The organism is Mycobacterium sp. ITM-2016-00317 (assembly GCF_002968295.1).
In the GTDB taxonomy this organism is placed as follows: Bacteria; Actinomycetota; Actinomycetes; order Mycobacteriales; family Mycobacteriaceae; genus Mycobacterium.
On sequence record NZ_CP134399.1, the window covers coordinates 1,261,985 to 1,284,434 of the forward strand.

The 22,450-nt window shown below is 70.0% G+C and carries 25 protein-coding genes; 19 read left to right on the forward strand and 6 right to left on the reverse strand.

Translation table 11 applies throughout. From position 1 onward, the window contains the following. Positions 1–139 precede the first annotated feature (139 nt). The 5 genes from C6A87_RS06035 to C6A87_RS06055 all read left to right on the forward strand — a co-directional run bounded on the left by C6A87_RS06035 (position 140) and on the right by C6A87_RS06055 (position 4,498). Positions 140–646, forward strand: a complete 507-nt coding sequence (locus tag C6A87_RS06035; protein ID WP_311116426.1) for a hypothetical protein — start codon at positions 140–142, stop codon at positions 644–646. A 139-nt stretch (positions 647–785) separates the two neighbouring features. Next, positions 786–2,123 carry a phosphoglucosamine mutase gene (glmM, locus tag C6A87_RS06040; RefSeq protein WP_311116427.1) on the forward strand — a complete coding sequence of 446 codons (1,338 nt, stop codon included), beginning with the start codon at positions 786–788 and terminating at the stop codon, positions 2,121–2,123. 43 nt (positions 2,124–2,166) lie between these two features. Beyond that, positions 2,167–2,478, forward strand: a complete 312-nt coding sequence (locus C6A87_RS06045) for a type VII secretion target (RefSeq protein ID WP_311116428.1) — start codon at positions 2,167–2,169, stop codon at positions 2,476–2,478. Further along, the gene (locus C6A87_RS06050) at positions 2,478–3,872 is read left to right on the forward strand and encodes a hypothetical protein (RefSeq protein ID WP_311116429.1); all 1,395 of its coding nucleotides are present in this window, start codon (positions 2,478–2,480) and stop codon (positions 3,870–3,872) included. Before C6A87_RS06045 ends, C6A87_RS06050 begins: the two co-directional genes overlap by 1 nt. An 11-nt stretch (positions 3,873–3,883) precedes the next feature. Then, positions 3,884–4,498, forward strand: a complete 615-nt coding sequence (locus C6A87_RS06055; protein WP_311116430.1) for a hypothetical protein — start codon at positions 3,884–3,886, stop codon at positions 4,496–4,498. Here the strand turns inward: C6A87_RS06055 and C6A87_RS06060 are convergent. Then, positions 4,473–5,615: an acyl-CoA dehydrogenase family protein gene (locus tag C6A87_RS06060; protein ID WP_311116431.1), complete on the reverse strand. Its 1,143-nt coding sequence runs from the start codon at positions 5,613–5,615 to the stop codon at positions 4,473–4,475. The two genes, C6A87_RS06055 and C6A87_RS06060, sit on opposite strands and share 26 nt — an antisense overlap. 45 nt (positions 5,616–5,660) lie before the next feature. Here C6A87_RS06060 and C6A87_RS06065 point away from each other — a divergent pair, with 45 nt between their 5' ends. Continuing rightward, positions 5,661–6,236, forward strand: a complete 576-nt coding sequence (locus C6A87_RS06065) for a TetR/AcrR family transcriptional regulator (protein ID WP_311116432.1) — start codon at positions 5,661–5,663, stop codon at positions 6,234–6,236. 19 nt (positions 6,237–6,255) lie between these two features. Here the strand turns inward: C6A87_RS06065 and C6A87_RS06070 are convergent, their stop codons facing one another. From C6A87_RS06070 to C6A87_RS06080, 3 genes are read right to left on the reverse strand one after another with little or no spacing between them, the layout of a single operon-like run. After that, entirely contained in the window at positions 6,256–6,678 is a 423-nt protein-coding gene (locus C6A87_RS06070; protein ID WP_311116433.1) for a PPOX class F420-dependent oxidoreductase, read from the reverse strand. Then, positions 6,675–7,712: an LLM class F420-dependent oxidoreductase gene (locus tag C6A87_RS06075; RefSeq protein ID WP_311116434.1), complete on the reverse strand. Its 1,038-nt coding sequence runs from the start codon at positions 7,710–7,712 to the stop codon at positions 6,675–6,677. The genes C6A87_RS06070 and C6A87_RS06075 overlap by 4 nt, the downstream gene beginning before the upstream one ends. Before the next feature lie 42 nt (positions 7,713–7,754). Next, the gene (locus tag C6A87_RS06080; protein ID WP_311116435.1) at positions 7,755–8,600 is read right to left on the reverse strand and encodes a hypothetical protein; all 846 of its coding nucleotides are present in this window, start codon (positions 8,598–8,600) and stop codon (positions 7,755–7,757) included. 56 nt (positions 8,601–8,656) lie between these two features. On the opposite strand from C6A87_RS06080, the gene glmS reads away from it, so the two are divergent. Then, on the forward strand, positions 8,657–10,522 hold the full coding sequence (gene glmS / locus C6A87_RS06085) for a glutamine--fructose-6-phosphate transaminase (isomerizing) (protein WP_311116436.1): 1,866 nt from the start codon (positions 8,657–8,659) through the stop codon (positions 10,520–10,522). Between the two features lie 14 nt (positions 10,523–10,536). Here glmS and C6A87_RS06090 read toward each other — a convergent pair whose 3' ends face one another. After that, a complete protein-coding gene (locus C6A87_RS06090) occupies positions 10,537–10,902 on the reverse strand; it encodes a nuclear transport factor 2 family protein (RefSeq protein WP_311116437.1) in 366 nt (121 codons plus the stop codon). Between the two features lie 31 nt (positions 10,903–10,933). On the opposite strand from C6A87_RS06090, the gene C6A87_RS06095 reads away from it, so the two are divergent. Genes C6A87_RS06095 through C6A87_RS06135 form a run of 9 tightly spaced genes read left to right on the forward strand, consistent with a single transcriptional unit; the run spans position 10,934 to position 19,046 of the window. Further along, the gene (locus tag C6A87_RS06095) at positions 10,934–12,346 is read left to right on the forward strand and encodes an NAD(P)H-hydrate dehydratase (RefSeq protein WP_311116438.1); all 1,413 of its coding nucleotides are present in this window, start codon (positions 10,934–10,936) and stop codon (positions 12,344–12,346) included. Between the two features lie 9 nt (positions 12,347–12,355). Continuing rightward, positions 12,356–13,759, forward strand: a complete 1,404-nt coding sequence (locus C6A87_RS06100) for a glutamate decarboxylase (RefSeq protein ID WP_311116439.1) — start codon at positions 12,356–12,358, stop codon at positions 13,757–13,759. Positions 13,760–13,815: 56 nt separating this feature from the next. Next, a complete protein-coding gene (alr, locus tag C6A87_RS06105; protein ID WP_311116440.1) occupies positions 13,816–14,949 on the forward strand; it encodes an alanine racemase in 1,134 nt (377 codons plus the stop codon). After that, entirely contained in the window at positions 14,946–16,034 is a 1,089-nt protein-coding gene (locus C6A87_RS06110) for an alpha/beta hydrolase (protein ID WP_311116441.1), read from the forward strand. The genes alr and C6A87_RS06110 overlap by 4 nt, the downstream gene beginning before the upstream one ends. Continuing rightward, positions 16,027–16,491 carry a tRNA (adenosine(37)-N6)-threonylcarbamoyltransferase complex ATPase subunit type 1 TsaE gene (gene tsaE / locus C6A87_RS06115; RefSeq protein ID WP_311116442.1) on the forward strand — a complete coding sequence of 155 codons (465 nt, stop codon included), beginning with the start codon at positions 16,027–16,029 and terminating at the stop codon, positions 16,489–16,491. The genes C6A87_RS06110 and tsaE overlap by 8 nt, the downstream gene beginning before the upstream one ends. After that, the gene (tsaB, locus tag C6A87_RS06120) at positions 16,488–17,120 is read left to right on the forward strand and encodes a tRNA (adenosine(37)-N6)-threonylcarbamoyltransferase complex dimerization subunit type 1 TsaB (protein ID WP_311116443.1); all 633 of its coding nucleotides are present in this window, start codon (positions 16,488–16,490) and stop codon (positions 17,118–17,120) included. Before tsaE ends, tsaB begins: the two co-directional genes overlap by 4 nt. Next, positions 17,117–17,569, forward strand: a complete 453-nt coding sequence (gene rimI, locus C6A87_RS06125) for a ribosomal protein S18-alanine N-acetyltransferase (protein WP_311116444.1) — start codon at positions 17,117–17,119, stop codon at positions 17,567–17,569. The genes tsaB and rimI overlap by 4 nt, the downstream gene beginning before the upstream one ends. Continuing rightward, on the forward strand, positions 17,566–18,588 hold the full coding sequence (tsaD, locus tag C6A87_RS06130) for a tRNA (adenosine(37)-N6)-threonylcarbamoyltransferase complex transferase subunit TsaD (RefSeq protein WP_311116445.1): 1,023 nt from the start codon (positions 17,566–17,568) through the stop codon (positions 18,586–18,588). The genes rimI and tsaD overlap by 4 nt, the downstream gene beginning before the upstream one ends. Continuing rightward, the gene (locus tag C6A87_RS06135) at positions 18,585–19,046 is read left to right on the forward strand and encodes a nuclear transport factor 2 family protein (protein ID WP_311116446.1); all 462 of its coding nucleotides are present in this window, start codon (positions 18,585–18,587) and stop codon (positions 19,044–19,046) included. Before tsaD ends, C6A87_RS06135 begins: the two co-directional genes overlap by 4 nt. On the opposite strand, the gene C6A87_RS06140 is transcribed toward C6A87_RS06135, so the two are convergent. Further along, on the reverse strand, positions 19,019–20,746 hold the full coding sequence (locus tag C6A87_RS06140; RefSeq protein WP_311116447.1) for a DUF222 domain-containing protein: 1,728 nt from the start codon (positions 20,744–20,746) through the stop codon (positions 19,019–19,021). The two genes, C6A87_RS06135 and C6A87_RS06140, sit on opposite strands and share 28 nt — an antisense overlap. 152 nt (positions 20,747–20,898) lie before the next feature. On the opposite strand from C6A87_RS06140, the gene C6A87_RS06145 reads away from it, so the two are divergent. The 3 genes from C6A87_RS06145 (at position 20,899) to groES (ending at position 22,384) form a co-directional block, all read left to right on the forward strand. Further along, a complete protein-coding gene (locus tag C6A87_RS06145) occupies positions 20,899–21,201 on the forward strand; it encodes a hypothetical protein (RefSeq protein WP_311116448.1) in 303 nt (100 codons plus the stop codon). Between the two features lie 347 nt (positions 21,202–21,548). Beyond that, on the forward strand, positions 21,549–21,848 hold the full coding sequence (locus C6A87_RS06150) for a hypothetical protein (protein WP_311116449.1): 300 nt from the start codon (positions 21,549–21,551) through the stop codon (positions 21,846–21,848). 233 nt (positions 21,849–22,081) lie between these two features. After that, the gene (gene groES, locus C6A87_RS06155; RefSeq protein ID WP_003929249.1) at positions 22,082–22,384 is read left to right on the forward strand and encodes a co-chaperone GroES; all 303 of its coding nucleotides are present in this window, start codon (positions 22,082–22,084) and stop codon (positions 22,382–22,384) included. Positions 22,385–22,450: the final 66 nt, after the last annotated feature.

Sequence of the window (22,450 nt, forward strand, 5' to 3'; positions counted from 1 at the left end):
GGGGTATCTCCTTTCGCTCAGCGGCGAGGTTTGAATTCGGCCGACGGGGTACGTAAGCCTCGGAACTTGGACCCAGGGCGCCTGAGGGCGTCGGTGAGAATCTCTTGCCCATGGTTCCGCGAATGCAAAGGAGTGATTGATGAACTTCGTCAAGAACGCCGCAGCGGGTGCTTTCCTCGGTGGATCGCTGCTCTTTTCTGCCGGCCTCGGAATGGCACACGCGCAGCCCGCCGACGGTGCGGACGGCCTGGTGAACCTGGCCATCGGTGATGTCACGCTGCTGGACGGCGCATCCCCGGACACGGTGGCCTCCGCGGCCGCCGCCATCTGCGGGGCGGTCCCCGCTGACGTGACCGTCGTAGCGACCGAGGTCGACGGCAACAGTGTCGACCAGACGGTGTGCGAGGGTCTGCCCGGTGGCGACCTGGTCATCGCGCAGAACGTCGCGAGCGGTCCGGCCGAATCCCCGGCCGCACCCAGCTCGCCGACGGAGGCCCCGGCCCCGACTCCGGCCGCGGAGCCTGCGCCTGCGCCTGAGGGGGGTGCCGAAGGCACCTCCGGTTCGGGCGAGGGTCTCGGCGCTCCGGCAGGCACCGGTGCGGCTGACGGCGGCTCTGTGCCGCTGCCCAGCGACAGCGGCGAGTAACAGCTCCTCCCTCACCGCCCGCATCCTGAACAGGGTGCGGGCGGTGAGCCGTTTCTGCGCCGCCGGCACACCTGTGACGTGGATAATCACCCGGAGGCGCAATTGGCTCGGGAGCCCGGACCTGTGAGAGGTTGGCACGATGGCTCGACTGTTCGGCACCGATGGAGTGCGCGGCGTCGCCAACCTTGAGCTGACCGCCGAGCTGGCGATGGCACTCGGTTCGGCGGCCGCGCGACGGCTCGCAACGACCGGCGAGACCCGCCGACAGGTCGCCGTCGTCGGGCGTGACCCGCGGGCCAGCGGCGAGATGCTGGAAGCGGCCGTCATCGCAGGTATCGCCAGTGAGGGCGTCGACGTTCTCCGCGTCGGTGTGCTGCCGACGCCGGCGGTCGCCTATCTGACCAACGCCTACGACGCGGACTTCGGCGTGATGATCTCGGCGTCGCACAACCCGATGCCCGACAACGGCATCAAGATCTTCGGACCCGGCGGGCACAAGCTGGACGACGCCACCGAGGACCGGATCGAAGACCTCGTGCAGCAGGGGCCCGGCGCGCGGCCGACCGGCGCGGGCATCGGACGGGTGGTCGACGCCGAGGACGCGCTGGAGCGCTATCTGCGCCACGTCGGCAAGGCCGCGACCACCCGGCTGGACGCGCTGACCGTCGTCGTCGACTGCGCGCACGGCGCGGCCTCGGGCGCGGCGCCGCAGGCCTACCGCGCCGCGGGCGCCAACGTCATCCCGATCAACGCCGAGCCCGACGGCCTGAACATCAACGACGGATGCGGCTCGACCCATATGCAGACGCTGCGCCAGGCGGTGGTCGCCTACGGGGCCGACCTCGGTCTGGCCCACGACGGCGACGCCGACCGCTGCCTGGCCGTCGACGCACACGGACGCGTCATCGACGGTGACGCGATCATGGTGGTGCTCGCCTTGGCGATGCAGGAAGCCGGCGAACTCACCGCCGACACCCTGGTCGCCACGGTGATGAGCAACATGGGCCTGCACCTGGCGATGCGGTCGGCAGGCATCGACGTGCGCACCACCGGCGTCGGCGACCGCTACGTCCTGGAGGAACTGCGCGCCGGCCGTTTCGCGCTGGGCGGCGAGCAGTCCGGGCACATCGTGCTGCCGAGCTTCGGCACCACCGGTGACGGCATCGTCACGGGCCTTCGGTTGATGGCGCGGATGGCCCAGACCGGTCTGAGCCTGGCTGAACTGGCCGAACCGATGCGCACCCTTCCGCAGGTGCTCATCAACGTCGCGGTCACCGACAAGGCGACCGTGGCCGACGCCCCCTCGGTGCGTGACGCGGTCGCGCGGGTCGAGGCGGAACTCGGTGACACCGGACGAATCCTGTTGCGTCCCTCGGGAACCGAGCAGGTGGTCCGGGTCATGGTAGAGGCCGCCGACGAAGACACCGCCCGGCAGATGGCAGCGCGGGTCGCGGAGTCGGTCAGCGCGCAACGCTGAAATCCGCGGGAACCGGCAGGCCCTCGCCGGCGTCCAATCTCATATGGGTACTGCAGGCGCGGCCCGCGTCGACACGGCGGCGGTGCGCGCGATCGCGCGCGAATACGAGACGGTGGCGGCGATCCTCGACGCTGCGGTCCGCACACATCTGAGCGGTCTGGGATTCGGCGGCGCAACCGCGGGACGCGCCCACGCCGCACACGGGGATGCATTGCGCGGCAGGCTGTTCGAAGTCATCACCGCGCTGCGACAGTGGTCGCGCGCGGCCGAGGAGATCGCGGCGGCGCTGCGGACATCCGCGGAGCGCTACCAGGCCGGTGACGCGGCCGCCGCGGATCGGGTCGGGTGGCGGTGATGACCGACAGTTCCGATGCCGCAACGTATCTGGCCAAAGGGCGGCCCGCGGTGGAGAACCTGCAGACCTATGTGTGGGCGTGCCGCCAGCTCGGCTACCACCACCCCGACCTGACGGTGCACGCCGGTCAGCTGCGGGACTGGTACGGCACCGAGGACGGGCTGGACCTCAGTGTGCTGGCGCGGGACTGCGTGGCGCTGGAGGATGCGCTGCGCGCCGCGCAGGACGCGCTGGCCGGCCAGGACCGGCAGCTGGCCCAGTTGGCCGCGGCCTGGCAGGGCGCGGGAGCCGATGCCGCCTGCGGATTCCTGAGCAGGCACGCCGAGGCGTCCACTGCCGTCACCGGGATGCTGCGGGCGGCCACGCACACGCTGGCCACCCTCGGCGACGAGCTGCGGCAGGCCGTCGGGGCCAAGGCGGACGCCGCGACGGGCATCGAGGAACGCACCGCCGCCGCGCGCACCGAGTGGCTGGCCGCCGCGGCGACGGTCACCACCGGAGCCGGCGATCGCGCCGCCGCCAGTGAACTGGTCGACCAGGCGGTGAAGCCGTTCGTCGTCGGCACGGTGGCCACCGAATGGCTGACGGCGATGCAACAGTCCGTGGCGTCGGTCTCGGCGGCCTACGAACGCTCGCTGACCGACATCGGCGGCGACGCGGCACCGGTGTTCGATGTCCCCGGCGACCTCGGTCCGGTGTGGACCGCCGCGCGAGAGTCCGGCTGCGACGACGACGTGCAGTGTCCCCAGCCCCAGCCCCAGTCCCAGCCCCAGCCCCAGCCCCAGCCGGCAGCGGCGCAGGTCGGCGCGCCCGCTCCTGGCCCGGTCGCGGCTGCGCCCGCGCCGTGGAGCGAGTCCACCGCACCGGGCATACCCACCGCGCCCGCGGCGTGGAGCGCGCCCCCCGAACCGCCGGCACCGGCACCCGTGCCGGGCATGGGAGCTGGCCTGCCCGACCTCGGCAGTGGACTCTCAGGACTGGGCTCGCCGTTCGCCGACATGCTCGGTGGTCTGCTCGGCGGCGCCGGCGGCGGTCTGCCCGACCTGCCTGAGCCCGACCTGCCGGACCTGGACGAGGTCGAGCCCGACCTGGAGGAACCCGACCTGGACGAGGCCGAGCCCTCCGACGACGACGAGCCCTCCGGCGACGACGAAGACGAGGACGAGGACGGCGAACCCGTCGACGAGACCGCAGCGGTCGCCGAACCCGCGCCCACGGACGAACAACCCTGCGAATCCTCGGCTGGGCCCGCCGAAGAGGTCGCTGCGCCGACGCCGGTGCCCGCGCCGCCACCGGCCGAACCGCTGCCGCCGGCCGAACCCGTGGCCGAAGAACAGACCCCCTGTGAGATCGCCGCCGACGAGGTGCCGCAGGTCGGAGAACCCGCCGGGTAGCGTCAGCCGACGTGAAGCTGCGAATCCCGGAAGCGGTGTCCCTGTTTCTGCTCGGCGCGGTCGCGGCGCTGATCGGCGACCACAGCCACGTGGCCACCGGAACCACGGTCTACTTCACCGACGCGGTGCCGTTCCTGTGGAGCAGTCCGCTGTGGTTCCCGATCCTGGTCGGCTCGGCGACGGTGTCGCTGGCCGAATTGCGGCTGCATCTGCCCGCACTCCGGGCGGACGTGACGGCCCGGCAGGCACTGGGCGGTGTCGCCGCGGTCGTCGGCACCTATGTCATCACCTCGTTGGTGCATGAGGCGGCGGTGGTCCCGGTCACCGCGCTGGTCTGTGCGGCGGCGGTGATCGTCTGGTGCGTGCTCGGTGACGCGCCCGGTGCGGCCTGCGGGGTGGTGATCGCGGTGGTCGGGCCCGGCGTCGAGATCGCGCTGGCGCACCTGGACGTGTTCGCCTACCACCCGGCCGCCGACGGGCTGTTCGGCGTCGCACCGTTCCTGGTGCCGCTGTACTTCGCGTTCGGCGTGGTCGGCGCGCTGCTCGGAGAGCTCGCGGTGGCGCGCCGGCCGCAGACCGGCACGCCGGTGTGCGACACCGTCAGCCGCGCGCCAGGTGCCGGCTGATCACGAGCCGCTGAATCTGGTTGGTGCCCTCGAAGATCTGCATGATCTTGGCTTCGCGCATGTAGCGCTCCACCCGGTAGTCGCGGGTGTAGCCGGCGCCGCCGAGCACCTGGACGGCGTCGGTGGTGACCTTCATCGCCGCGTCCGTGGCCACCAGCTTGGCCACGGAGGCCTGCCGGGAGTACGGCAGCCCCGCGTCGCGACGGCGGGCCGCGTCGATATAGGTCGCGCGGGCGGAGTCGACGGCGGCGGCCATGTCGGCGAGCAGGAACGCCAGCCCCTGGTGGTCGATGATCTTGCGGCCGAAGGTCGTTCGCTGCTGGCTGTAGTCAACTGCCTGGTCGAGGGCGGCCTGGGCCAGCCCGACCGCGACCGCCGCGATACCGAGCCGTCCGGAATCCAGTGCGCTGAAAGCGATCTGCAGACCCTGACCTTCGGCACCGATCCGCCGGTCGGCATCGACGAATGCGTTGTCGTAGTGCGCGGCGGTGGTCGGGACCGCGTGCAGGCCCATCTTCTCCTCGGGCTTGCCGAAGCTCAGTCCCTCGGTGTCCTTGGGTACGAGGAAGCACGAGATACCTTGTGAGCCTTCACCGGTACGGGCGAACAGGTTGTAGAAGTCGGCGATGCCGCCGTGGGTGATCCACGCCTTCGCGCCGGTGATGCGGTAGCCACCGTCGGCGGTGACGGCTTTGCAGGCCAGCGCCGCGGCATCGGAGCCGGCCTGGGGTTCGGACAAGCTGTAGGCGCCGATGGTGGAGCCGCCCAGCATCTCGGGCAGCCAGCGCTGCCGTTGCTCGTCGGTGCCGAAGCTCATCAGGGGGTGGCAGGACAGGCTGTGCACGCTGACGGCGACGGCGACGGCGGCCCAGCGGGCGGCGAGCTCTTCGAGCACCTGCAGGTACACCTCGTAGGGCTGGCCGCCCCCGCCCCACTCCTCGGGGTAGGGCAGGCTCAGCAGCCCTGCCTCGCCGAGGGTCGCGAAGACACCGTCGGGGTAGGTCTCGTTCTTCTCGTGCCGATCGACGATCGGGTCGAGGACCTTGTCGCCGATCTGGCGAGCGAGGTCGACGAGATCGCGGGCGTCGTCGGTCGGGAGGAGACGGTCAACTGCCATACGCTGGACAGTACTACAGGACTATATCCAGTACTGTCTGGTGGTGTGACCAGGCCTGCCTTCGCCACCCGGCGCCGCACCGAGTTGTTCGACGCGCTGACCGCGCTGTTCCTGGCCGAGGGCTTCGCGCACCTGACCCTCGACGAGATCGCCGCGCGCCTGCGCTGCTCGAAGTCCACGCTGTACACGCTGGCGGGCAGCAAGGAACAACTGGTCCGCGCCGCCACCGTGCACTTCTTCCGCACCGCGACCGAGTCGGTCGAGTCCCGGGTCGCCGCGACCACCGGGGCCCGGGACCGGATCGCGGCGTACCTGAGCGCCGTCGGCGCCGCGCTGGATCCCGCCTCCGACCGGTTCATGGCCGATCTCGACGCGTTCGCCCCGGCCCGCGACATCTACGAGAAGAACACCAGGATCGCCGCCCGCCGGGTGCAGGAGCTGATCGCCGAGGGCGTCGAGGCGGGGGAGTTCCGCGACGTGCACGCCGCGTTTGCGGCCGACCTGGTCACCACGGTGATGGTGCGCATCCAGCAGCGGGTGGTGCGGGACAACACCGGGCTCGACGACGCCCGCGCCTATCGCGAGCTCGCCGCGATCCTGACGGGCGGCATCCAGGCCTGACGGGCGTCAGTCCGCGCCGTCAGTCAGCGAGGTCGAACGCGGCGATCACCTTGGTCGGGGCCAGCCGCACGATCAGCTCGCCGGGCACCCCGTTGCGGCGGCCGAACTCCTCGGCGCGGTGCTGGCCCATGTAGCGCCCGCCGATCCGGGTCGCGGTCGACAGCAGCTCGGCGGGATCCTCCCCGAGGACCGCCGTGCCCTGGATTTGTACGAATGAGAACGGCGGCCGCTCGTCGTCGACGCAGACCACGATCCGCGGATCGCGCGCCAGCGCGCGACCCTTCGCGGTGTCCCGGCCGGTGTTGAAGACGATCTGGCCGCCGTCGACGATGAACCACACGGGCGCGACGAGCGGTCTGCCGTCCGCGGCGAGGTAACCCACCTTGGCGGTGCGGGTGCCCTCGCTGAGGAAGGCGATGACGTCGTCGGACAGCTCCGTCATAGGAGCGACTGTAACTCCTCGACGAACTTCACGCGCTCGGCGGCGTCGACTCCCATCGGGTGGACGAGCAGCGTCGTCACGCCGGCCTCGGCGAATGCGGCCAGCCGCTCCTTGACGTATCCGGCGGGCCCGACCAGCGACACCTTGCGGACCAGCTCGTCGGGTACCGCGTCGATGGCCTCGGCCTTCTTGCCCGCCAGGTACAGGTCCTGGATGTGGTCGGCCACCTCGCCGAAGCCGTACCGGGTGGCGAGGTTGTGGTAGAAGTTCTTCCCGCGTGCGCCCATGCCGCCGATGTAGAGCGCCAATTGTGGTTTGCCCCAGGACAACCGGTCGTCCACGTCCTCGCCGATGGCCAGTGTCGCGCTGACCATCACATCGAGGGGACCCAACGCGGGGTCGCGCCGGGACGCACCCGCGCGCAGCGCGTCGCCCCACGCCTCATCGGCCTTCTCCGGAAGGAAGAACACCGGCTGCCAGCCCTCGGCGATCTCGGCGGTCAGCTCGACGTTCTTGGGTCCGAGGGCGGCGATGGTGATCGGGATCCGCTCCCGGACAGGATGATTGATGAGCTTCAGCGGCTTGCCGAGCCCGGTGCCCTTTTCGCTGGGCAGCGGAAGTTGGTAGTGCTTGCCCTCGTAGGCGAGCCGTTCGCGGCGCCAGACCTGCCTGCAGATCTCGACGACCTCGCGGGTCCGGCCGAGCGGGGCGTCGAACGGGATGCCGTGGAAGCCCTCGACCACCTGCGGACCCGAGGTGCCCAGGCCGAGCCGGAAGCGCCCGTCGGAGATGTAGTCCAGGCCCGCCGCGGTCATCGCCATCAGCGCCGGGGTGCGGGTGTAGATCGGCACCACGCCGGTGCCCAGCTCGATCCGCGACGTTCTGGCGGCCAGGAAGCCGAGCTGGCTGATCGCGTCGAACGAGTACGCCTCGGCCACCAGCGCGATGTCGACGCCGAGCTTCTCGCACTCGACGACCTCGTCGACCGCTTCCAGAAACCCACCGGCGTAGCTGAGGAAAATCCCGGTCCGCATGCGTCAGGTATAACAGCCAACCGGTTGGTTGGGAAGTCCGGGCTACGGTTTGAGCAGCGCGACGACCTTGTTCTCCAGGTCCGCCGGGTCCGAGGAGAAGGGGTCCATCACGGGCGCCTTGGGCAGATCGGCCTCCGGGTCGGCGAAGACGCGGTAGGTCTTGTCGCCGGTCAGGGTGTGCAGGAGGAAGCCCGTCATCAGCGCGCGCACGATCCGCTGGGTGCCCTTGTCGGCGCCCGGCAGTCCGACCACCGTGGCCAGCCGCCGGCCTTCGACGAGTCCGCCCGACTTGGTTTTGGAGGTGGCCCGCAACGTCGCGGACTTCCAGGCCCGCGCCATTTCCACCGCGTTGGAGCGCAGCGTCATCGGGTCGCCGGGATCGGTCAGGATCAGCCCCGGAACCGTCAGGCCCGCCGCGGGGGCCTCGGCGGGCGGACTGGAGACCGTCGGGTACGCCGCGACGACCCCTTTCGGCTTGACCGGGAGCCCGGCCGCGGCGAACACCACCGCCGACGCCCCGAACCCGTGGCCGGCCAGGCCCAGCTTGTTCGGGTGCACGCTGATGTCACCCTGACCGAGGCGCACCCCGGAGATGATGTCCAGCGTCGTGCCCAGGTCGAAGGCCAAATTGAGCGCCGACGGCGCCAGGCCGGTCTCGGTGTCGGGTGCCGCGGCGACGATGCCCCACGAGGCCAGGTGTTCCAGCGTCCCGTGGTACCGGCCTGCGGATGTGATCCAGTCGTGGGCGAACGCCACAGCAGGCAGATTCTTGCCCTCCGCCGGGGTGTACACAATGCCCGGTTGACCGGCGAAGGCCAGGTCACCGCGCAGAACCTTGTGGGGTCCACGGCGAGTCAACGCGGCAAAGAGCTTCTTCGGGCTGGCCACCCGATGACCGTATCCCAACCCGGTCAGGGGCGTCTTCTGCCGTACCCTGGATCCCTATGTGCGGAATCGTCGGCTATGTGGGGCAGCGTTCTGCCTGCGGCATCGTCGTCGACGCGCTACGCCGCATGGAGTACCGAGGGTACGACTCCGCCGGTGTCGCGCTGGTCGACGGCCAGGGCGGGCTGACCGTGCGCCGCAAGGCGGGGCGGCTGGCGAACCTGGAGGCCGCGCTGGCCGACAGCGGACCGGACCACCTCATTGGGTCGACCGGCCTCGGACACACCCGGTGGGCCACCCACGGCAGGCCCACCGACCGCAACGCGCACCCGCACCGGGATGCGTCCGGACGGGTCGCCGTCGTGCACAACGGCATCATCGAGAACTTCGCGCCGCTGCGCGGTGAGCTGGAGGCCGCCGGGGTCGAGTTCGCCAGCGACACCGACAGCGAGGTCGCCGTGCACCTGGTCGCCCGCGAATACGTCGAGGGTGAGAACGCCGGCGACTTCCCGGCCTCGGTGCTGGCGGTGCTGCGGCGCCTGGAGGGGCACTTCACCCTGGTCTTCGCGCACGCCGACGACCCGGGCACCATCGTCGCCGCCCGCCGGTCCACGCCGCTGGTGCTCGGCGTCGGGGACGGGGAGATGTTCGTCGGCTCCGACGTCGCGGCGTTCATCGAGCACACCCGCGAGGCCGTCGAGCTCGGGCAGGACCAGGCCGTCGTCGTCACCGCTGACGGTTACCGCATCACGGACTTCCACGGCGTCGACACCCAGGACTACCGCGAGTTCCACATCGACTGGGACACCTCGGCCGCTGAGAAGGGCGGCTACGAGTACTTCATGCTCAAGGAGATCGCCGAGCAGCCCGCCGCGGTGTCCGACACGCTGCTGGGGCACTTCGCCGACAACCGCATCGTGCTCGACGAGCAGCGCCTCTCCGACCAGGAGCTGCGCGACATCGACAAGGTCTTCGTGGTGGCCTGCGGCACGGCCTACCACTCCGGGCTGCTGGCCAAGTACGCGATCGAGCACTGGACCCGGCTCCCCGTCGAGGTCGAGCTCGCCAGTGAATTCCGTTATCGGGACCCGGTTCTGGACAGCCACACCCTGGTGGTGGCGATCTCCCAGTCCGGCGAGACCGCCGACACGCTGGAAGCGGTCCGGCACGCCAAGGAGCAGAAGGCCAAGGTGCTGGCGATCTGCAACACCAACGGCAGCCAGATCCCCCGCGAGTGTGACGCGGTGCTCTACACCCGTGCCGGACCGGAGATCGGCGTCGCGTCGACCAAGACGTTCCTGGCCCAGATCACCGCGAATTACCTTGTCGGACTGGCGCTCGCGCAGGCGCGCGGCACCAAGTACCCCGACGAGGTGGCCCGCGAGTACCACGCCCTGGAAGCGATGCCTGACCTGATCTCGCGGGTGCTCGACACCTCGGAGCCGGTCGTGCAACTGGCCAAGAAGTTCGCGGCGTCGCAGACGGTGCTGTTCCTGGGCCGCCACGTCGGCTATCCGGTGGCGCTCGAAGGCGCGTTGAAGCTCAAGGAACTGGCGTACATGCACGCCGAGGGCTTCGCCGCCGGCGAACTCAAGCACGGCCCGATCGCGCTGATCGAGGACGGCCTGCCGGTGTTCGTCGTGATGCCGTCACCGAAGAACGCGGCGATGCTGCACTCCAAGCTGATGTCGAACATCCGGGAGATCCAGGCCCGCGGCGCCGTCACCATCGTGATCGCCGAGGAGGGTGACGACGCGGTGCGGCCCTACGCGGATCACCTGATCGAGATCCCGGCGGTGTCAACGCTTTTCCAGCCGTTGCTGTCGACGATCCCGATGCAGCTGTTCTCGGCGGGGGTGGCCCAGGCCCGCGGTTACGACGTGGACAAGCCGCGCAACCTCGCGAAGTCGGTCACCGTCGAATAGTCGCCGGACACCGGTCAGCTCTTCGCCGACTGCTGGTACAGCGCGAGCTTCCAGTCGCCACCGTCGCGGTGGTACACCGACGACATCGCACCGACGAACGGTTCGCTGTCGCCGGCGCGCCAGCCCGTGCCCGTGTAGACCAGTGCCGCGGTGTCGGGGCTGATCGGGATCAACTGGACGTCGGTGATCTCGTACCGCGCCCACGGCGGGGACTGGCCCAGCGCCGCGGCGACCGACTCGCGGTCCATCACCATCCCGTTGGCCAACACCATCACCGCGTCGTCGGTCATCAGGGTGCCGTAGAACGTGTCGCCGGTGCCCTCGCACAGCGACTTCCAGCCCGCATGCTCCAGTTCGAGGAGTTCGTCCGTCGTGCTCATGGCGTGCGGTTACCCACGTACCGTGGGCCTCATGCGGTACCTCTACAGCGACGAGGCCATCCGGCAGGCCGAAGCGCCGCTGCTGGCCTCGCTGCCCGACGGCGCCCTGATGCGCCGGGCGGCGTTCGGGTTGGCGACCGCGATCGCCCGCGAGTTGGGCACGGTCGCAGGCAGGTCGGTGTGCGCGGTCGTGGGTTCGGGCGACAACGGCGGGGACGCGCTGTGGGCGGCGACGTTCCTGCGCCGCCGCGGCGCCCACGCGTCGGCGGTGCTGCTCAACCCCGAGCGTGCCCACAAGAAGGCGCTCGCGGCGTTCCTGCGTGCGGGTGGGCGCGTGGTCGCAACCGTGTCGACCACAACGGATCTGGTGATCGACGGGGTCGTCGGCATCTCGGGCTCGGGGCCGCTGCGCCCAGGCGCGGCGGAGGTGTTCGACGCCGTCGCCGACGCCGGGATCCCGGTGGTCGCGGTCGACCTGCCCAGCGGCGTCGACGTGCAGACCGGTGCGGCCGAGGGCCCGCACGTCCGGCCGGCCCTGACGGTCACCTTCGGAGGTCTCAAACCCGTGCACGTGCTGGGGGACTGCGGGCGGGTCGAACTCGTCGACATCGGGCTCGACCTCGCCCCCACCGCGCTGCGGGCGTTCGACGCCGAGGACGTCGCGGCCCGCTGGCCGGTCCCGGGACCCGACGACGACAAGTACAGCCAGGGCGTCACCGGAGTGATGGCCGGCTCGGCGACCTACCCGGGTGCGGGGATCCTGTGCACCGGCGCCGCGGTGGCCGCGACCTCCGGGATGGTCCGCTACGCCGGAACCGCCGCCGCGGAGGTCGTCTCGCACTGGCCAGAGGTGATCGCCACCGCCGACCACACGACCGCGGGCCGGGTGCAGGCCTGGGTGGTCGGCCCGGGTTTCGGCACCGACGAGCGCGCCGCGGCGGCCCTGGTCTTCGCGCTGGAGAGCGATCTGCCGGTGATCGTCGACGCGGACGGCCTGACGATTCTGGCGGCGCACCCCGAGCTCGTCGCCGACCGCGCCGCGCCCACCGTGCTGACCCCGCACGCCGGGGAGTTCGCCCGCCTGGCCGGCGGACCCCCGGGCGCCGACCGGGTCGGCGCCACGTGCAGGCTGGCCGACCGGCTCGGCGTCACCGTGCTGCTGAAGGGCAACGTCACCGTCGTCGCGGCACCTGGGGGTCCGGTGCACCTCAACGCCGCGGGGAATTCGTGGGCCGCCACGGCCGGCTCGGGTGACGTGCTCTCCGGTGTCATCGGCGCGCTGCTGGCCGCGGGCCTACCCGCCGACGAGGCCGCCGCGGCCGCGGCATTCGTGCACGCCCGCGCCGCCAACCTGTCCGCCCGCGACCCCGGACCCGCCGCCGCGCCCACGTCGTCGTCGCGCATCCTGGCCCATCTGCGAACAGCGCTGGGCTCCATCCTCTAGAAAGAAGCCATGCCCAACGTCTCCCGCCATTCGTCGCTGATGCCCGCCTACACCGGCCGGATGTCCACCACCCCGGTGCCCGCCCTGCGGCTGCCCGACGACTCGATGGACTCCGAACAGACCTACCGGTTCATCCACGACGAGCTGATGCTCGACGGGAGTTCACGGCTGAACCTCGCCACCTTCGTCACCACCTGGATGGACCCCGAGGCCGACCAGCTGATGTCGGAGACGTTCGACAAGAACATGATCGACAAGGACGAATACCCGGTCACCGCGGCGATCGAGCAGCGCTGCGTGTGCATGGTCGCCGACCTGTTCCACGCTGAGGACCTGCGCGACGACGACCCGTCCACCGCGATCGGGGTGTCCACCGTCGGCTCCAGCGAGGCGGTCATGCTCGCCGGGCTGGCGATGAAGTGGCGCTGGCGGGCCAAGCAGGAGAAGGCGGGTGCGGACTGGAAGTCCCGCACGCCGAACCTGGTGATGGGCTCCAACGTGCAGGTGGTCTGGGAGAAGTTCTGCCGGTACTTCGACGTCGAGGCGCGCTATCTGCCGATGGAGAAGGGGCGCTACGTCATCACCCCCGAGCAGGTGGTCGACGCCGTCGACGAGAACACCATCGGGGTGGTCGGGATCCTGGGCACCACCTACACCGGTGAGTTCGAACCCGTCCGGGAGATCTGCGCCGCACTCGACACCGTGGCCGCCGAGCGGGGTCTGGACGTTCCGGTGCACGTCGACGCGGCCAGCGGCGGCTTCGTGGCGCCGTTCCTGCACCCGGACGTGGTGTGGGATTTCCGGCTGCCGCGGGTGGCGTCGATCAACGTCAGCGGCCACAAGTACGGGCTGACCTACCCCGGCATCGGCTTCGTGGTGTGGCGCAACGCCGAGCATCTCCCCGAGGAACTGGTGTTCCGGGTCAACTACCTGGGCGGCGACATGCCCACGTTCACGCTGAACTTCTCCCGGCCCGGCAACCAGGTGGTCGGCCAGTACTACAACTTCCTGCGGCTGGGCCGCGAGGGGTACACGCAGGTGATGCGCAGCCTGTCAGACACCGCGCAGTGGCTGGCCCGCGAACTGGAGGGGATGCCGGGCCCGGACGGCCAGCCGGTCTTCGAGGTGATCTCCGACGGCTCGGCGATCCCGGTGGTGGCCTTCAAGCTGGTCGAGGGCACCAAATTCACCGTGTTCGACATCTCGGCGCTGCTGCGCGGCTTCGGCTGGCAGGTGCCCGCCTACACGATGCCCGACAACGCCAGCGACGTCGCGGTGCTGCGGGTGGTGGTCCGTGAGGGCTTCTCGGCGAACCTGGCCCGCGCGCTGCGCGACGACCTGCGGAAGGTGCTCGGCAAGCTGGACGAGGTGGGCATCGGCGACTTCTCCGATGAGCAGCATTTCGCCCACTGACCGCCCGCCTGGGACAATCGCGTGCAGTGACCACCACGCCGACTATGACTCAGAAAATGCCCCAGGCTCTGCCGACCGCGACCGTCGACCTGGACGCGATCGCCAACAACGTCGCTGTGCTGCGCGAACATGCCGGTTCAGCGGCGGTGATGGCTGTCGTCAAGGCCGACGGGTACGGCCACGGCGCCACTGCGGTGGCCCGGGCCGCGCTCGCCGCGGGGGCGGCCGAACTGGGTGTCGCCACCCTCCAGGAGGCGCTGGCGCTGCGCGGTGACGGGATCACCGCCCGGGTGCTGGCCTGGCTGCATCCGCCGGGCACCGATTTCGCGCCCGCGCTGCTGGCCGACGTCGACGTGGCGGTGTCCTCGGGACGCCAACTCGACGACGTCCTGGACGCGGTCGCGCGCACCGGACGCACCGCGAACGTGACGGTCAAGGTCGACACCGGGCTGAGCCGCAACGGGGTCGGGGAAGCCGAGTACCCGGCCGTGGTGGACGCGTTGCACCGCGCGCAGAGCGACGGCGCGGTGCGGGTGCGCGGGCTGATGTCACATCTGGCCCACGGCGACACCCCCGATCACCCGTTCAACGACGTGCAGGCGCGTCGGCTGACCGAGATGGCAGCCTCGGCGCGGTCCCGCGGCGTCGCGTACGAGGTCGTGCACCTGAGCAATTCGCCTGCCACGATGACCCGCCCGGACCTGGCGTTCGACCTGGTGCGCCCGGGCATCGCGGTGTACGGGCAGACACCGATCCCCGAGCGCGGGGACATGGGGCTGCGCCCGGCGATGACGGTGCGCTGCCCGGTGGTGAAGGTGCGGCCGGTGCGCGCCGGTGACGCCGTGTCCTACGGGCACACCTGGACCGCGCTGGCGGACACCACGCTGGCGCTGATCCCGGCCGGGTATGCCGACGGGGTGTTCCGCGCGCTGAGTAACCGCTTCGAGGTCTCGATCAACGGCCGCCGGTACCCGAATGTGGGACGGGTCTGCATGGACCAGTTCGTGGTGGATCTCGGTCCCGGCCGGGTGGATGTGGCGGAGGGTGACGACGCGATCCTGTTCGGGCCGGGCACCGACGGTGAGCCGACCGCGCAGGACTGGGCGGAACTGCTGGACACCATCAACTACGAGGTGGTGACCAGCCCGCGGGGCCGGATCGGCCGCACGTATGTGGGCGGTCCGCGATGAGCCGGGGCCGGGGTTGGCTCGCCGGCGCAGCAGGCGTGGCCGCCGTGGGGTCCGCGGCCGGGGTGTCGGTGGCGCGATCGCTCCGACGCCGGGTGACACCCGAGGACCCGCACCGGGACGAGGACTTCGAACTCCTCGACGCCGACCGGGGCTGCGTGGTGACCACCCCGGACGGGGTTCCGCTGACGGTGCGTGAGGTGGGGCCCACCGACGCCCCGCTGACCGTGGTGTTCTCGCACGGGTTCTCGCTGCGGATGGGGTCGTTCCACTTCCAGCGTGACCGCCTGACCGAGCAGTGGGGCGATCAGGTTCGGATGGTGTTCTACGACCAGCGTGGGCACGGCCTGTCCGGCGAGGCCCCGCCGCGGACCTACACCGTCGAACAGCTCGGCCAGGATCTGGAGAGCGTGCTGGCGGTGATGGCGCCGAAGGGGCCCGTGGTGCTGGTCGGACATTCCATGGGCGGGATGACCGTGCTCTCGCACGCCCGCCAGTACCCGCAGCGTTATCCGACGCGCGTGGTCGGCGTCGCATTGATCGCGTCTGCGGCCGAAGGGGTTTCACGCTCGCCGGTGGGCGAGATCCTGCGCAACCCGGCGCTGGAGGCGGTGCGCTTCGCGGCGAGGTACGCACCGAAGGTGGTGCACCGCAGCCGAGGCGCCGCGCGGAAGGTGATCGCGCCGATCCTGCGCGCGGCGTCCTACGGCGACGAGAAGATCAGCCCCAGCGTGGTGGCGTTCTCCGAGCGGATGATGCACGACACCCCGGTCACCACGCTGGTGGAGTTCCTGCACGCGCTCGAGGTGCACGACGAGACCGCCGCGCTGGAGACGCTGGGCAAGGTGCCGACGCTGATCGCGTGCGGTGATCGCGATCTGCTGACGCCGGTGGAGTACTCCAGGGAGATGGCGTCGGCGCTGAGCAAGTCCGAGCTCGTGATCGTCGGCGGCGCCGGGCATCTGGTCCAGTTGGAGCGGCCGGAGGTCATCAACGACGCGCTGGTGCGTCTGGTGGAGCGGGCCACGCCGTCGAAGCTGGTGGCACTGACTCGTCGGGTGAAGGAGCGGATCCGGTCCCATGGATGATCGCGCGGGCAACATCGAACTGCTCGGCGTCGACGACACGATTGCGCTGGGCGCCAGGCTGGGCCGACAGCTGCGCGCCGGCGACGTCGTCGTGCTGTCGGGGCCGTTGGGTGCGGGAAAGACAGTGCTGGCCAAGGGGATAGCGCAGGCCCTGGATGTGGAGGGCCCGGTGGTGTCGCCGACGTTCGTGCTGGCCCGGGTGCACCCGGCGCGGCGCGACGGCGCACCGGCGATGGTGCACGTCGACCTGTACCGGCTGCTCGACCAGGAGTCGGTCGACCTGCTCGCCGAACTGGATTCGCTGGACCTCGACACCGATCTCGACGACGCCGTGGTGGTCGTCGAGTGGGGCGAGGGCCTGGCCGAAAGGCTGTCGGACAGCCACCTCGACATCCGGCTGGAGCGGACGGCCGACACCGATGCGCGGACCGCGATCTGGCAGTGGAGCAGGCCATGAGCAGACTCGTGTTGGCGATCGACACGGCCACCCCCGCGGTGACGGCCGGGGTCGTGCGGGTGGACGGTGACGAGGTCGAGGTGCTGGCCGAGCAGGTCACCGTGGACGCCAGGGCGCACGCCGAGCGGTTGACACCGAACGTCGTTGACGCGCTGCGTATCGCGGGCGTGACGGTCGATCAGCTCGACGCCGTGGTGGTGGGTTGTGGCCCCGGTCCGTTCACCGGTCTGCGGGTCGGGATGGCGACGGCGGCGGCCTTCGGGCATGCGCTCGGTGTCCCCGTGCGCGGGGTGTGCACCCTGGATGCGATCGCGGTCGGTACGTCCGGCGATGTCCTGGTCGTCACCGATGCCCGCCGCCGCGAGGTGTACTGGGCGCGTTACCGCGATGGGCGACGGTTCGACGGGCCTGCGGTCAACGCTGCCGCCGATGTGCCTCCGGGGGCCGACTCGGTGGCAGGGTCACCGGAGCACGCCGCGATGTTCGCGCTGCCCCGGCTGGCTCCGGTGTATCCGACGGCGGCGGGTCTGGTTGCCGCAGTGGATGATTGGGTCGCGGATCCCGCTCCGTTGGTGCCGCTGTACCTGCGCAGGCCGGACGCCAAACCGTCGCAGGCGGTGTCGCGGTGACTGTCGAGTACGGGCTGCTGACGCCGGCGGACGCCGCGCGGTGTGCGGAGCTGGAAGCCCAGTTGTTCGACGGCGACGACCCGTGGCCGGAGCGCGCTTTCGTTGCCGAACTGGCCGCCAACCACAACCACTACGTCGCGGCGCGGGTGGAGGACAAGCTGGTCGGGTATGCGGGCATCGCGCGCCTGGGCCGGTTCACGCCCTATGAGTACGAGATCCACACCGTGGGGGTGGATCCGGCCTATCAGGGCAAGGGCATCGGGCGGGGCATGCTCGCCCGGCTGATCGACTATGCCGGCGACGGGGCGATCTACCTGGAGGTGCGCACCGACAACGCCGCGGCGATCGCGCTCTACGAGAGCGAAGGCTTCGTGAGAGTCGGTGTGCGCAAACGGTACTACCGGGTCAGCGGCGCGGATGCGTACACCATGAAACGGGAGAAGCCATGATCATCCTGGCCATCGAGAGTTCGTGCGACGAGACCGGCGTCGGCATTGCCGAACTCGGCGACGACGGGACGGTGACGCTGCTGGCCGACGAGGTGGCCTCCAGCGTCGACGAGCACGCCCGGTTCGGCGGTGTGGTGCCCGAGATCGCCTCACGTGCGCACCTGGAGGCGTTGGGGCCGACGATGCGGCGTGCGTTGGAGACGGCCGGGGTGACCAAGCCCGACGTGGTCGCCGCAACGATTGGGCCGGGGTTGGCCGGTGCGCTGCTGGTGGGGGTGGCCGCGGCCAAGGCGTACGCGGCGGCGTGGCAGGTGCCGTTCTATGCGGTCAACCACCTCGGCGGGCATCTGGCCGCAGACGTGTACGACCACGGTCCGCTGCCGGAGAGCATCGGGCTGCTGGTGTCGGGTGGGCACACGAATCTGCTGCATGTGCGGTCGCTAGGGGAACCGATCGTCGAGTTGGGCGCCACGGTCGACGACGCGGCGGGTGAGGCGTACGACAAGATCGCCCGGCTGCTGGGGCTGGGGTATCCGGGCGGCCGGGTGCTTGATGAGCTTGCGCGCGAGGGCGATCCGGCTGCGATCACCTTTCCGCGGGGGATGACGGGTCCGCGCGACGACCCGTACGCGTTCAGCTTCTCTGGGCTCAAGACGGCGGTGGCGCGATATGTCGAGCGGCATCCGGAGGCGTCCCAGGCCGATGTGGCGGCGGGGTTCCAGGAGGCGGTCGCTGACGTGCTGACCGCGAAGGCGGTGCGGGCGGCCAAGGAACTCGGGGTGTCGACGCTGCTGATCGCCGGGGGAGTGGCGGCGAACTCGCGGCTGCGCGAACTGGCGCTGCAGCGGTGTGAGGAGGCCGGGATGACTCTGCGGATCCCGCGGCCGCGGCTGTGCACCGACAACGGCGCGATGATCGCGTCGTTCGCGGCGCACCTGATCGCCGCGGGGGCGGAGCCGTCGCCGTTGGACGCGGCCAGTGATCCGGGACTGCCGGTGGTGCAGGGGCAGGTGGCGTGAGTCTGTCAGACAAGCTGGCGATCACCGAACTGTTGTACCGCTACGCCGAGTTGATCGACGCAGGCGACTTCGACGGAGTCGGTGAGCTTCTCGGACGGGGCCACTTCATGGGTGTCGCGGGCGCCGACGCTGTCGCGGGCTTGTTCGCCGCCACCACACGCCGGTTTCCCGAACACGGGAACACCCCGCGCACAAGGCATCTGGTGTTGAATCCGATCGTGGACATCGATGGCGACACCGCCGTCGCGCGCTCGACGTTCTGTGTAGTGCAGTGCACCGACGTGGTCGCGCTCGCGCCGATCGTGGTGGGGCGGTACGCCGACACGTTCGCCCGCGACGCGGAAGGCTGGTGCTTCACTTCGCGCACAGTCGATGTGGAGATGGTCGGGGACGTTTCCGACCACTTGATGATGGACCTCGGCCGCCTCGGTCAGAACGGCGGAGGGTCGTCTCCGTAGTCGGGTTCACGCCATCCGGTGGCTGATTCCCACGGGGTATGACTGCGTGGTTCAGGGTGTGCTCGCGTGCTCTCGCTGTCTGGTGCGCGTTGCTTGCGATTGCGCCGACGCTCGGCCTCGATCGATCGGGCCCGGTTGTGGGCGCGGGTGTTTCGACGTCGGGGCATCATGGCACCGCGGTGGTCGCTGATCACCTGTTCGGGTGGGTCGCCGGTCCACAACGTGCCGGTGGGTGTGCAGAGGGCGGGGAACAGCAGGCGGCTGCCGGGGTGGGTGGTGTAGGTGTGGCCGGTGGGTGCGGTCCAGACGACGGTGCCGTCGGGGTATTGGCGGTCGCGCCATCCGGTGGCGCCGGTCCAGAACGTTTTCAGTAAGTGGTGAAAACGGCACAGGGCTTTGAGGTTTGAGGCGTGGGTGGGTCCGAGCGGGTAGGGCACGGTGTGGTCGATGTCGGCCAGGGTGGCCGGGGCGTCGCAGCCGGGGAAGCGGCAGGTGAGGTCTCGGCAGCGGATGAACTCGGCCAGCGCCCGCGACGGGGTGTAGCGCGGTTCGGGTCCGGACATTCCGGGGTGGATGAGCGGGCGGATCCGGGCGCCTTCGCACATCTGGGCCAGCAGCCGGGTCGGGGTGAGCCCGGCCCCGAAGATATAGGCCGGCCTGGTCCGCGGCGCGGGGGCCGCCTCCTGGGTAGCAGGCTCTTCGCCGCCGGCCGCTTCGATGTCAGGCTCTTCGGCGCCATCCTCGTCGACGCCGCCGCTCTCGCGGTTGTCGGTGTCCGAACCGGCGTCGTTCTTGCTTTCCTTGTTGGCGCCGGGGGCCTCGGCGCCGCGGGTCTCCTCGGCGCCAGCGGTGTTCTCGGGGGTGTCGGGGGTGGGGTCGGTGAGGATGTAGAGGGTGGTGTCGCGGACCGGTCGGGGGTGGTCGGTGCCGGGGCAGGTGGTGTTGTCGCAGCCGCAGGCCAGGGTGGTGGGCGTGGTGTTGCCGGTCAGGCGGGCGGTGATGGCCGCGGCGCGGCGGTGGTCGAGGCTGCGGGGGTCGTCTTCGCACACGCTGAACGCCATCTGGTCCATCAGTTGTTCGGCGATGGCGGCGTCCCCGGCGAACAGTCGCGCCCACAGGGTGGTGAACCCGGGCGGATCGGTGGGGCTGCCGAACTGGACTGCGGGTTCGATGACGGATTCTTTTTTGGTGCGCACCGCGTCGCGGTCGTGGCGGGCCACCAGCGCGTCGATCTCGATCTCGGTCTTGGTCACCGACTTCGCTCCCCAGCCGCTGATCTCGGCGGCCAGCTCCGCATCGACGGCAGCCATCACCGTCGGGTCGGTGATCAGGTAGGTGCGCCAGACGATGGCCCGGACCAGCATCTCGCTGATCTGGCCGGCCAGAAACAGCGCGAACACCTTCGGCAGCCGGTCCCGTAATGCCACACCGCGGTGGGCTTGAGCCGAAGCCAGGCCGGCGGTGATGTGCTGGGCGGAGCCCAGTTCGGCGGTGACCGCGGCGTCGGGGTCGATCCACCACAGCTCGCGGTCTCCGGCGGGCAGGTCGGTGCGGCGGATGAACAGTTCGGCCATCACCGCCAACTTCCGGGCGCATGCGGCGTTCTCGGCGCGGGCACTGGCCCGGGCGGCATCGACCAACTCCGCCGCCGACAACCCGGCCAGCTGCTCGGGCTCCGGGACCCCCGAATTGTCGAACATGTGTTCGAGTATATCGGGGTGTACTGACAGCAGTGACGGGTTTCTGCCACCGGTGCGGCCAATTTCTGCCAGCTGAAATTATTGCGCTGACCTGCCGGTTCTAGCCATCAGAAGCACAGAGCAATACACCGCCAGGGAAGAAGTTGAGATCAATGAAGAACCTCACCATCGCCACCGCGTTCGCCGCCGGCCTGGGTGCGGCAGTCCTCGGACTGGCTGCCCCGGCTGCTGCCGCACCGTCGGGCTCCAACGCCGATGCCACCATCAGCCAGCTCGAAGCCCAGGGCCACCGCGTGGTCGTCAACCGGCTCTCGGACGCTCCGCTGAGCGAAGCCAGTGTCGTCGGGATCAACAAGGGTGGCGACATCCGCTCGACCACCCGCGACTACTTCAACGACCGCACCTACCAGAACACCAAGACCGGCAACAGCATCTACTACGTCGACGTCAAGTAACCCGACAGAGCTTCCCGGGTGACAGGGCCACCTCCTTAGAAGGGGGTGGCCCTGTCACATACCGAGCACCGAAATTGCATCCCCGGAGGCGTTTCCGGGCATTCGGGCGACGTAGTGGCAATCTCGGCGGCTGCGGTTCTGCTGTCCGCGCAGCCGATGTCGAGCGCCGAAACCCCGTTCCCAGAGGTGATTTCACGCACTATCGCGACCCGGGTGCGGTCTGCGGTGGTGGGTTTCTGCCAGCCGACCATTCAATTCCTGCCAATTGAGATCATTGCGCTGACCGGACGGGTTGAACGCAGCAGAGCAGCACGAAGTCATCACCGCCAGGGAAGAAGTTGAGACCAATGAAGAACCTCACCATCGCCACCGCTTTCGCCGCCGGCCTGGGCGCGGCAGTCCTCGGACTGGCCGCACCGGCTGCCGCCGCACCGAACGGCTCGAATGTCGATGCCACCATCAGCCAGCTCGAAGCCCAGGGGCACCGCGTGGTGGTCAACCGGCTCTCGGACACCCCGCTGAGCCAGGCCAGCATCGTCGGCATCAACAAGGGCGGTGACATCCGCTCCACCGTGCGCGACGACTTCAACAACCGCACCTACCAGAACACCACCACCGGCAGCGTCTACTACCTCGACGTCAAGTAACCCACCGATCCACGGCGAGAGGCACCCCTATCCCCCGGGGGTGCCTCTCGTCGTCTGTGTGCGAGTTTCGCCCCTGGCAGAAGAAACAGGCCCCGACCTTGAGTGCTAGCACTCTCCTGTATAGAGTGCTAGGCGGCAGTCGCTTCAGCCTTGTGTCGACACCCGCGACGACGGCGCGAGGCAGGGGAACGACCGCTGAGTACATACACCTACATCAGTGAAGGGGCTCCATCGTGGCGAGCGTGAACATCAAGCCACTCGAGGACAAGATCCTCGTTCAGGCCAACGAGGCCGAGACCACGACCGCTTCCGGTCTGGTCATCCCCGACACCGCCAAGGAGAAGCCGCAGGAAGGCACCGTCGTCGCAGTTGGCCCCGGCCGCTGGGATGAGGACGGCGAGAAGCGGATTCCCCTGGACGTGTCGGAGGGCGACGTCGTCATCTACAGCAAGTACGGCGGCACCGAGATCAAGTACAACGGCGAGGAGTACCTGATCCTCTCGGCCCGCGACGTGCTGGCTGTCGTCTCCAAGTAAACGAATCGTGTTCCGCCCCGGACGTCCCGCATCTACCGGTGATGTCCGGGGCGGTGCGCGTTTCAC

Excerpts from the sequence above, each read along its gene's own strand:
- C6A87_RS06075 (WP_311116434.1), bottom strand. The coding sequence starts at position 7,712 with ATGCGGACCGGGATTTTCCTCAGCTACGCCGGTGGGTTTCTGGAAGCG.
- C6A87_RS06035 (WP_311116426.1), top strand. The coding sequence starts at position 140 with ATGAACTTCGTCAAGAACGCCGCAGCGGGTGCTTTCCTCGGTGGATCG.
- C6A87_RS06050 (WP_311116429.1), top strand. The coding sequence starts at position 2,478 with ATGACCGACAGTTCCGATGCCGCAACGTATCTGGCCAAAGGGCGGCCC.
- tsaE (WP_311116442.1), top strand. The coding sequence starts at position 16,027 with ATGGATGATCGCGCGGGCAACATCGAACTGCTCGGCGTCGACGACACG.
- alr (WP_311116440.1), top strand. The coding sequence starts at position 13,816 with ATGCCCCAGGCTCTGCCGACCGCGACCGTCGACCTGGACGCGATCGCC.
- tsaB (WP_311116443.1), top strand. The coding sequence starts at position 16,488 with ATGAGCAGACTCGTGTTGGCGATCGACACGGCCACCCCCGCGGTGACG.
- C6A87_RS06145 (WP_311116448.1), top strand. The coding sequence starts at position 20,899 with ATGAAGAACCTCACCATCGCCACCGCGTTCGCCGCCGGCCTGGGTGCG.
- C6A87_RS06110 (WP_311116441.1), top strand. The coding sequence starts at position 14,946 with ATGAGCCGGGGCCGGGGTTGGCTCGCCGGCGCAGCAGGCGTGGCCGCC.
- glmS (WP_311116436.1), top strand. The coding sequence starts at position 8,657 with ATGTGCGGAATCGTCGGCTATGTGGGGCAGCGTTCTGCCTGCGGCATC.
- C6A87_RS06100 (WP_311116439.1), top strand. The coding sequence starts at position 12,356 with ATGCCCAACGTCTCCCGCCATTCGTCGCTGATGCCCGCCTACACCGGC.
- C6A87_RS06095 (WP_311116438.1), top strand. The coding sequence starts at position 10,934 with ATGCGGTACCTCTACAGCGACGAGGCCATCCGGCAGGCCGAAGCGCCG.
- C6A87_RS06150 (WP_311116449.1), top strand. The coding sequence starts at position 21,549 with ATGAAGAACCTCACCATCGCCACCGCTTTCGCCGCCGGCCTGGGCGCG.
- C6A87_RS06090 (WP_311116437.1), bottom strand. The coding sequence starts at position 10,902 with ATGAGCACGACGGACGAACTCCTCGAACTGGAGCATGCGGGCTGGAAG.
- tsaD (WP_311116445.1), top strand. The coding sequence starts at position 17,566 with ATGATCATCCTGGCCATCGAGAGTTCGTGCGACGAGACCGGCGTCGGC.
- C6A87_RS06060 (WP_311116431.1), bottom strand. The coding sequence starts at position 5,615 with ATGGCAGTTGACCGTCTCCTCCCGACCGACGACGCCCGCGATCTCGTC.
- C6A87_RS06045 (WP_311116428.1), top strand. The coding sequence starts at position 2,167 with ATGGGTACTGCAGGCGCGGCCCGCGTCGACACGGCGGCGGTGCGCGCG.
- C6A87_RS06070 (WP_311116433.1), bottom strand. The coding sequence starts at position 6,678 with ATGACGGAGCTGTCCGACGACGTCATCGCCTTCCTCAGCGAGGGCACC.
- glmM (WP_311116427.1), top strand. The coding sequence starts at position 786 with ATGGCTCGACTGTTCGGCACCGATGGAGTGCGCGGCGTCGCCAACCTT.
- C6A87_RS06140 (WP_311116447.1), bottom strand. The coding sequence starts at position 20,746 with ATGTTCGACAATTCGGGGGTCCCGGAGCCCGAGCAGCTGGCCGGGTTG.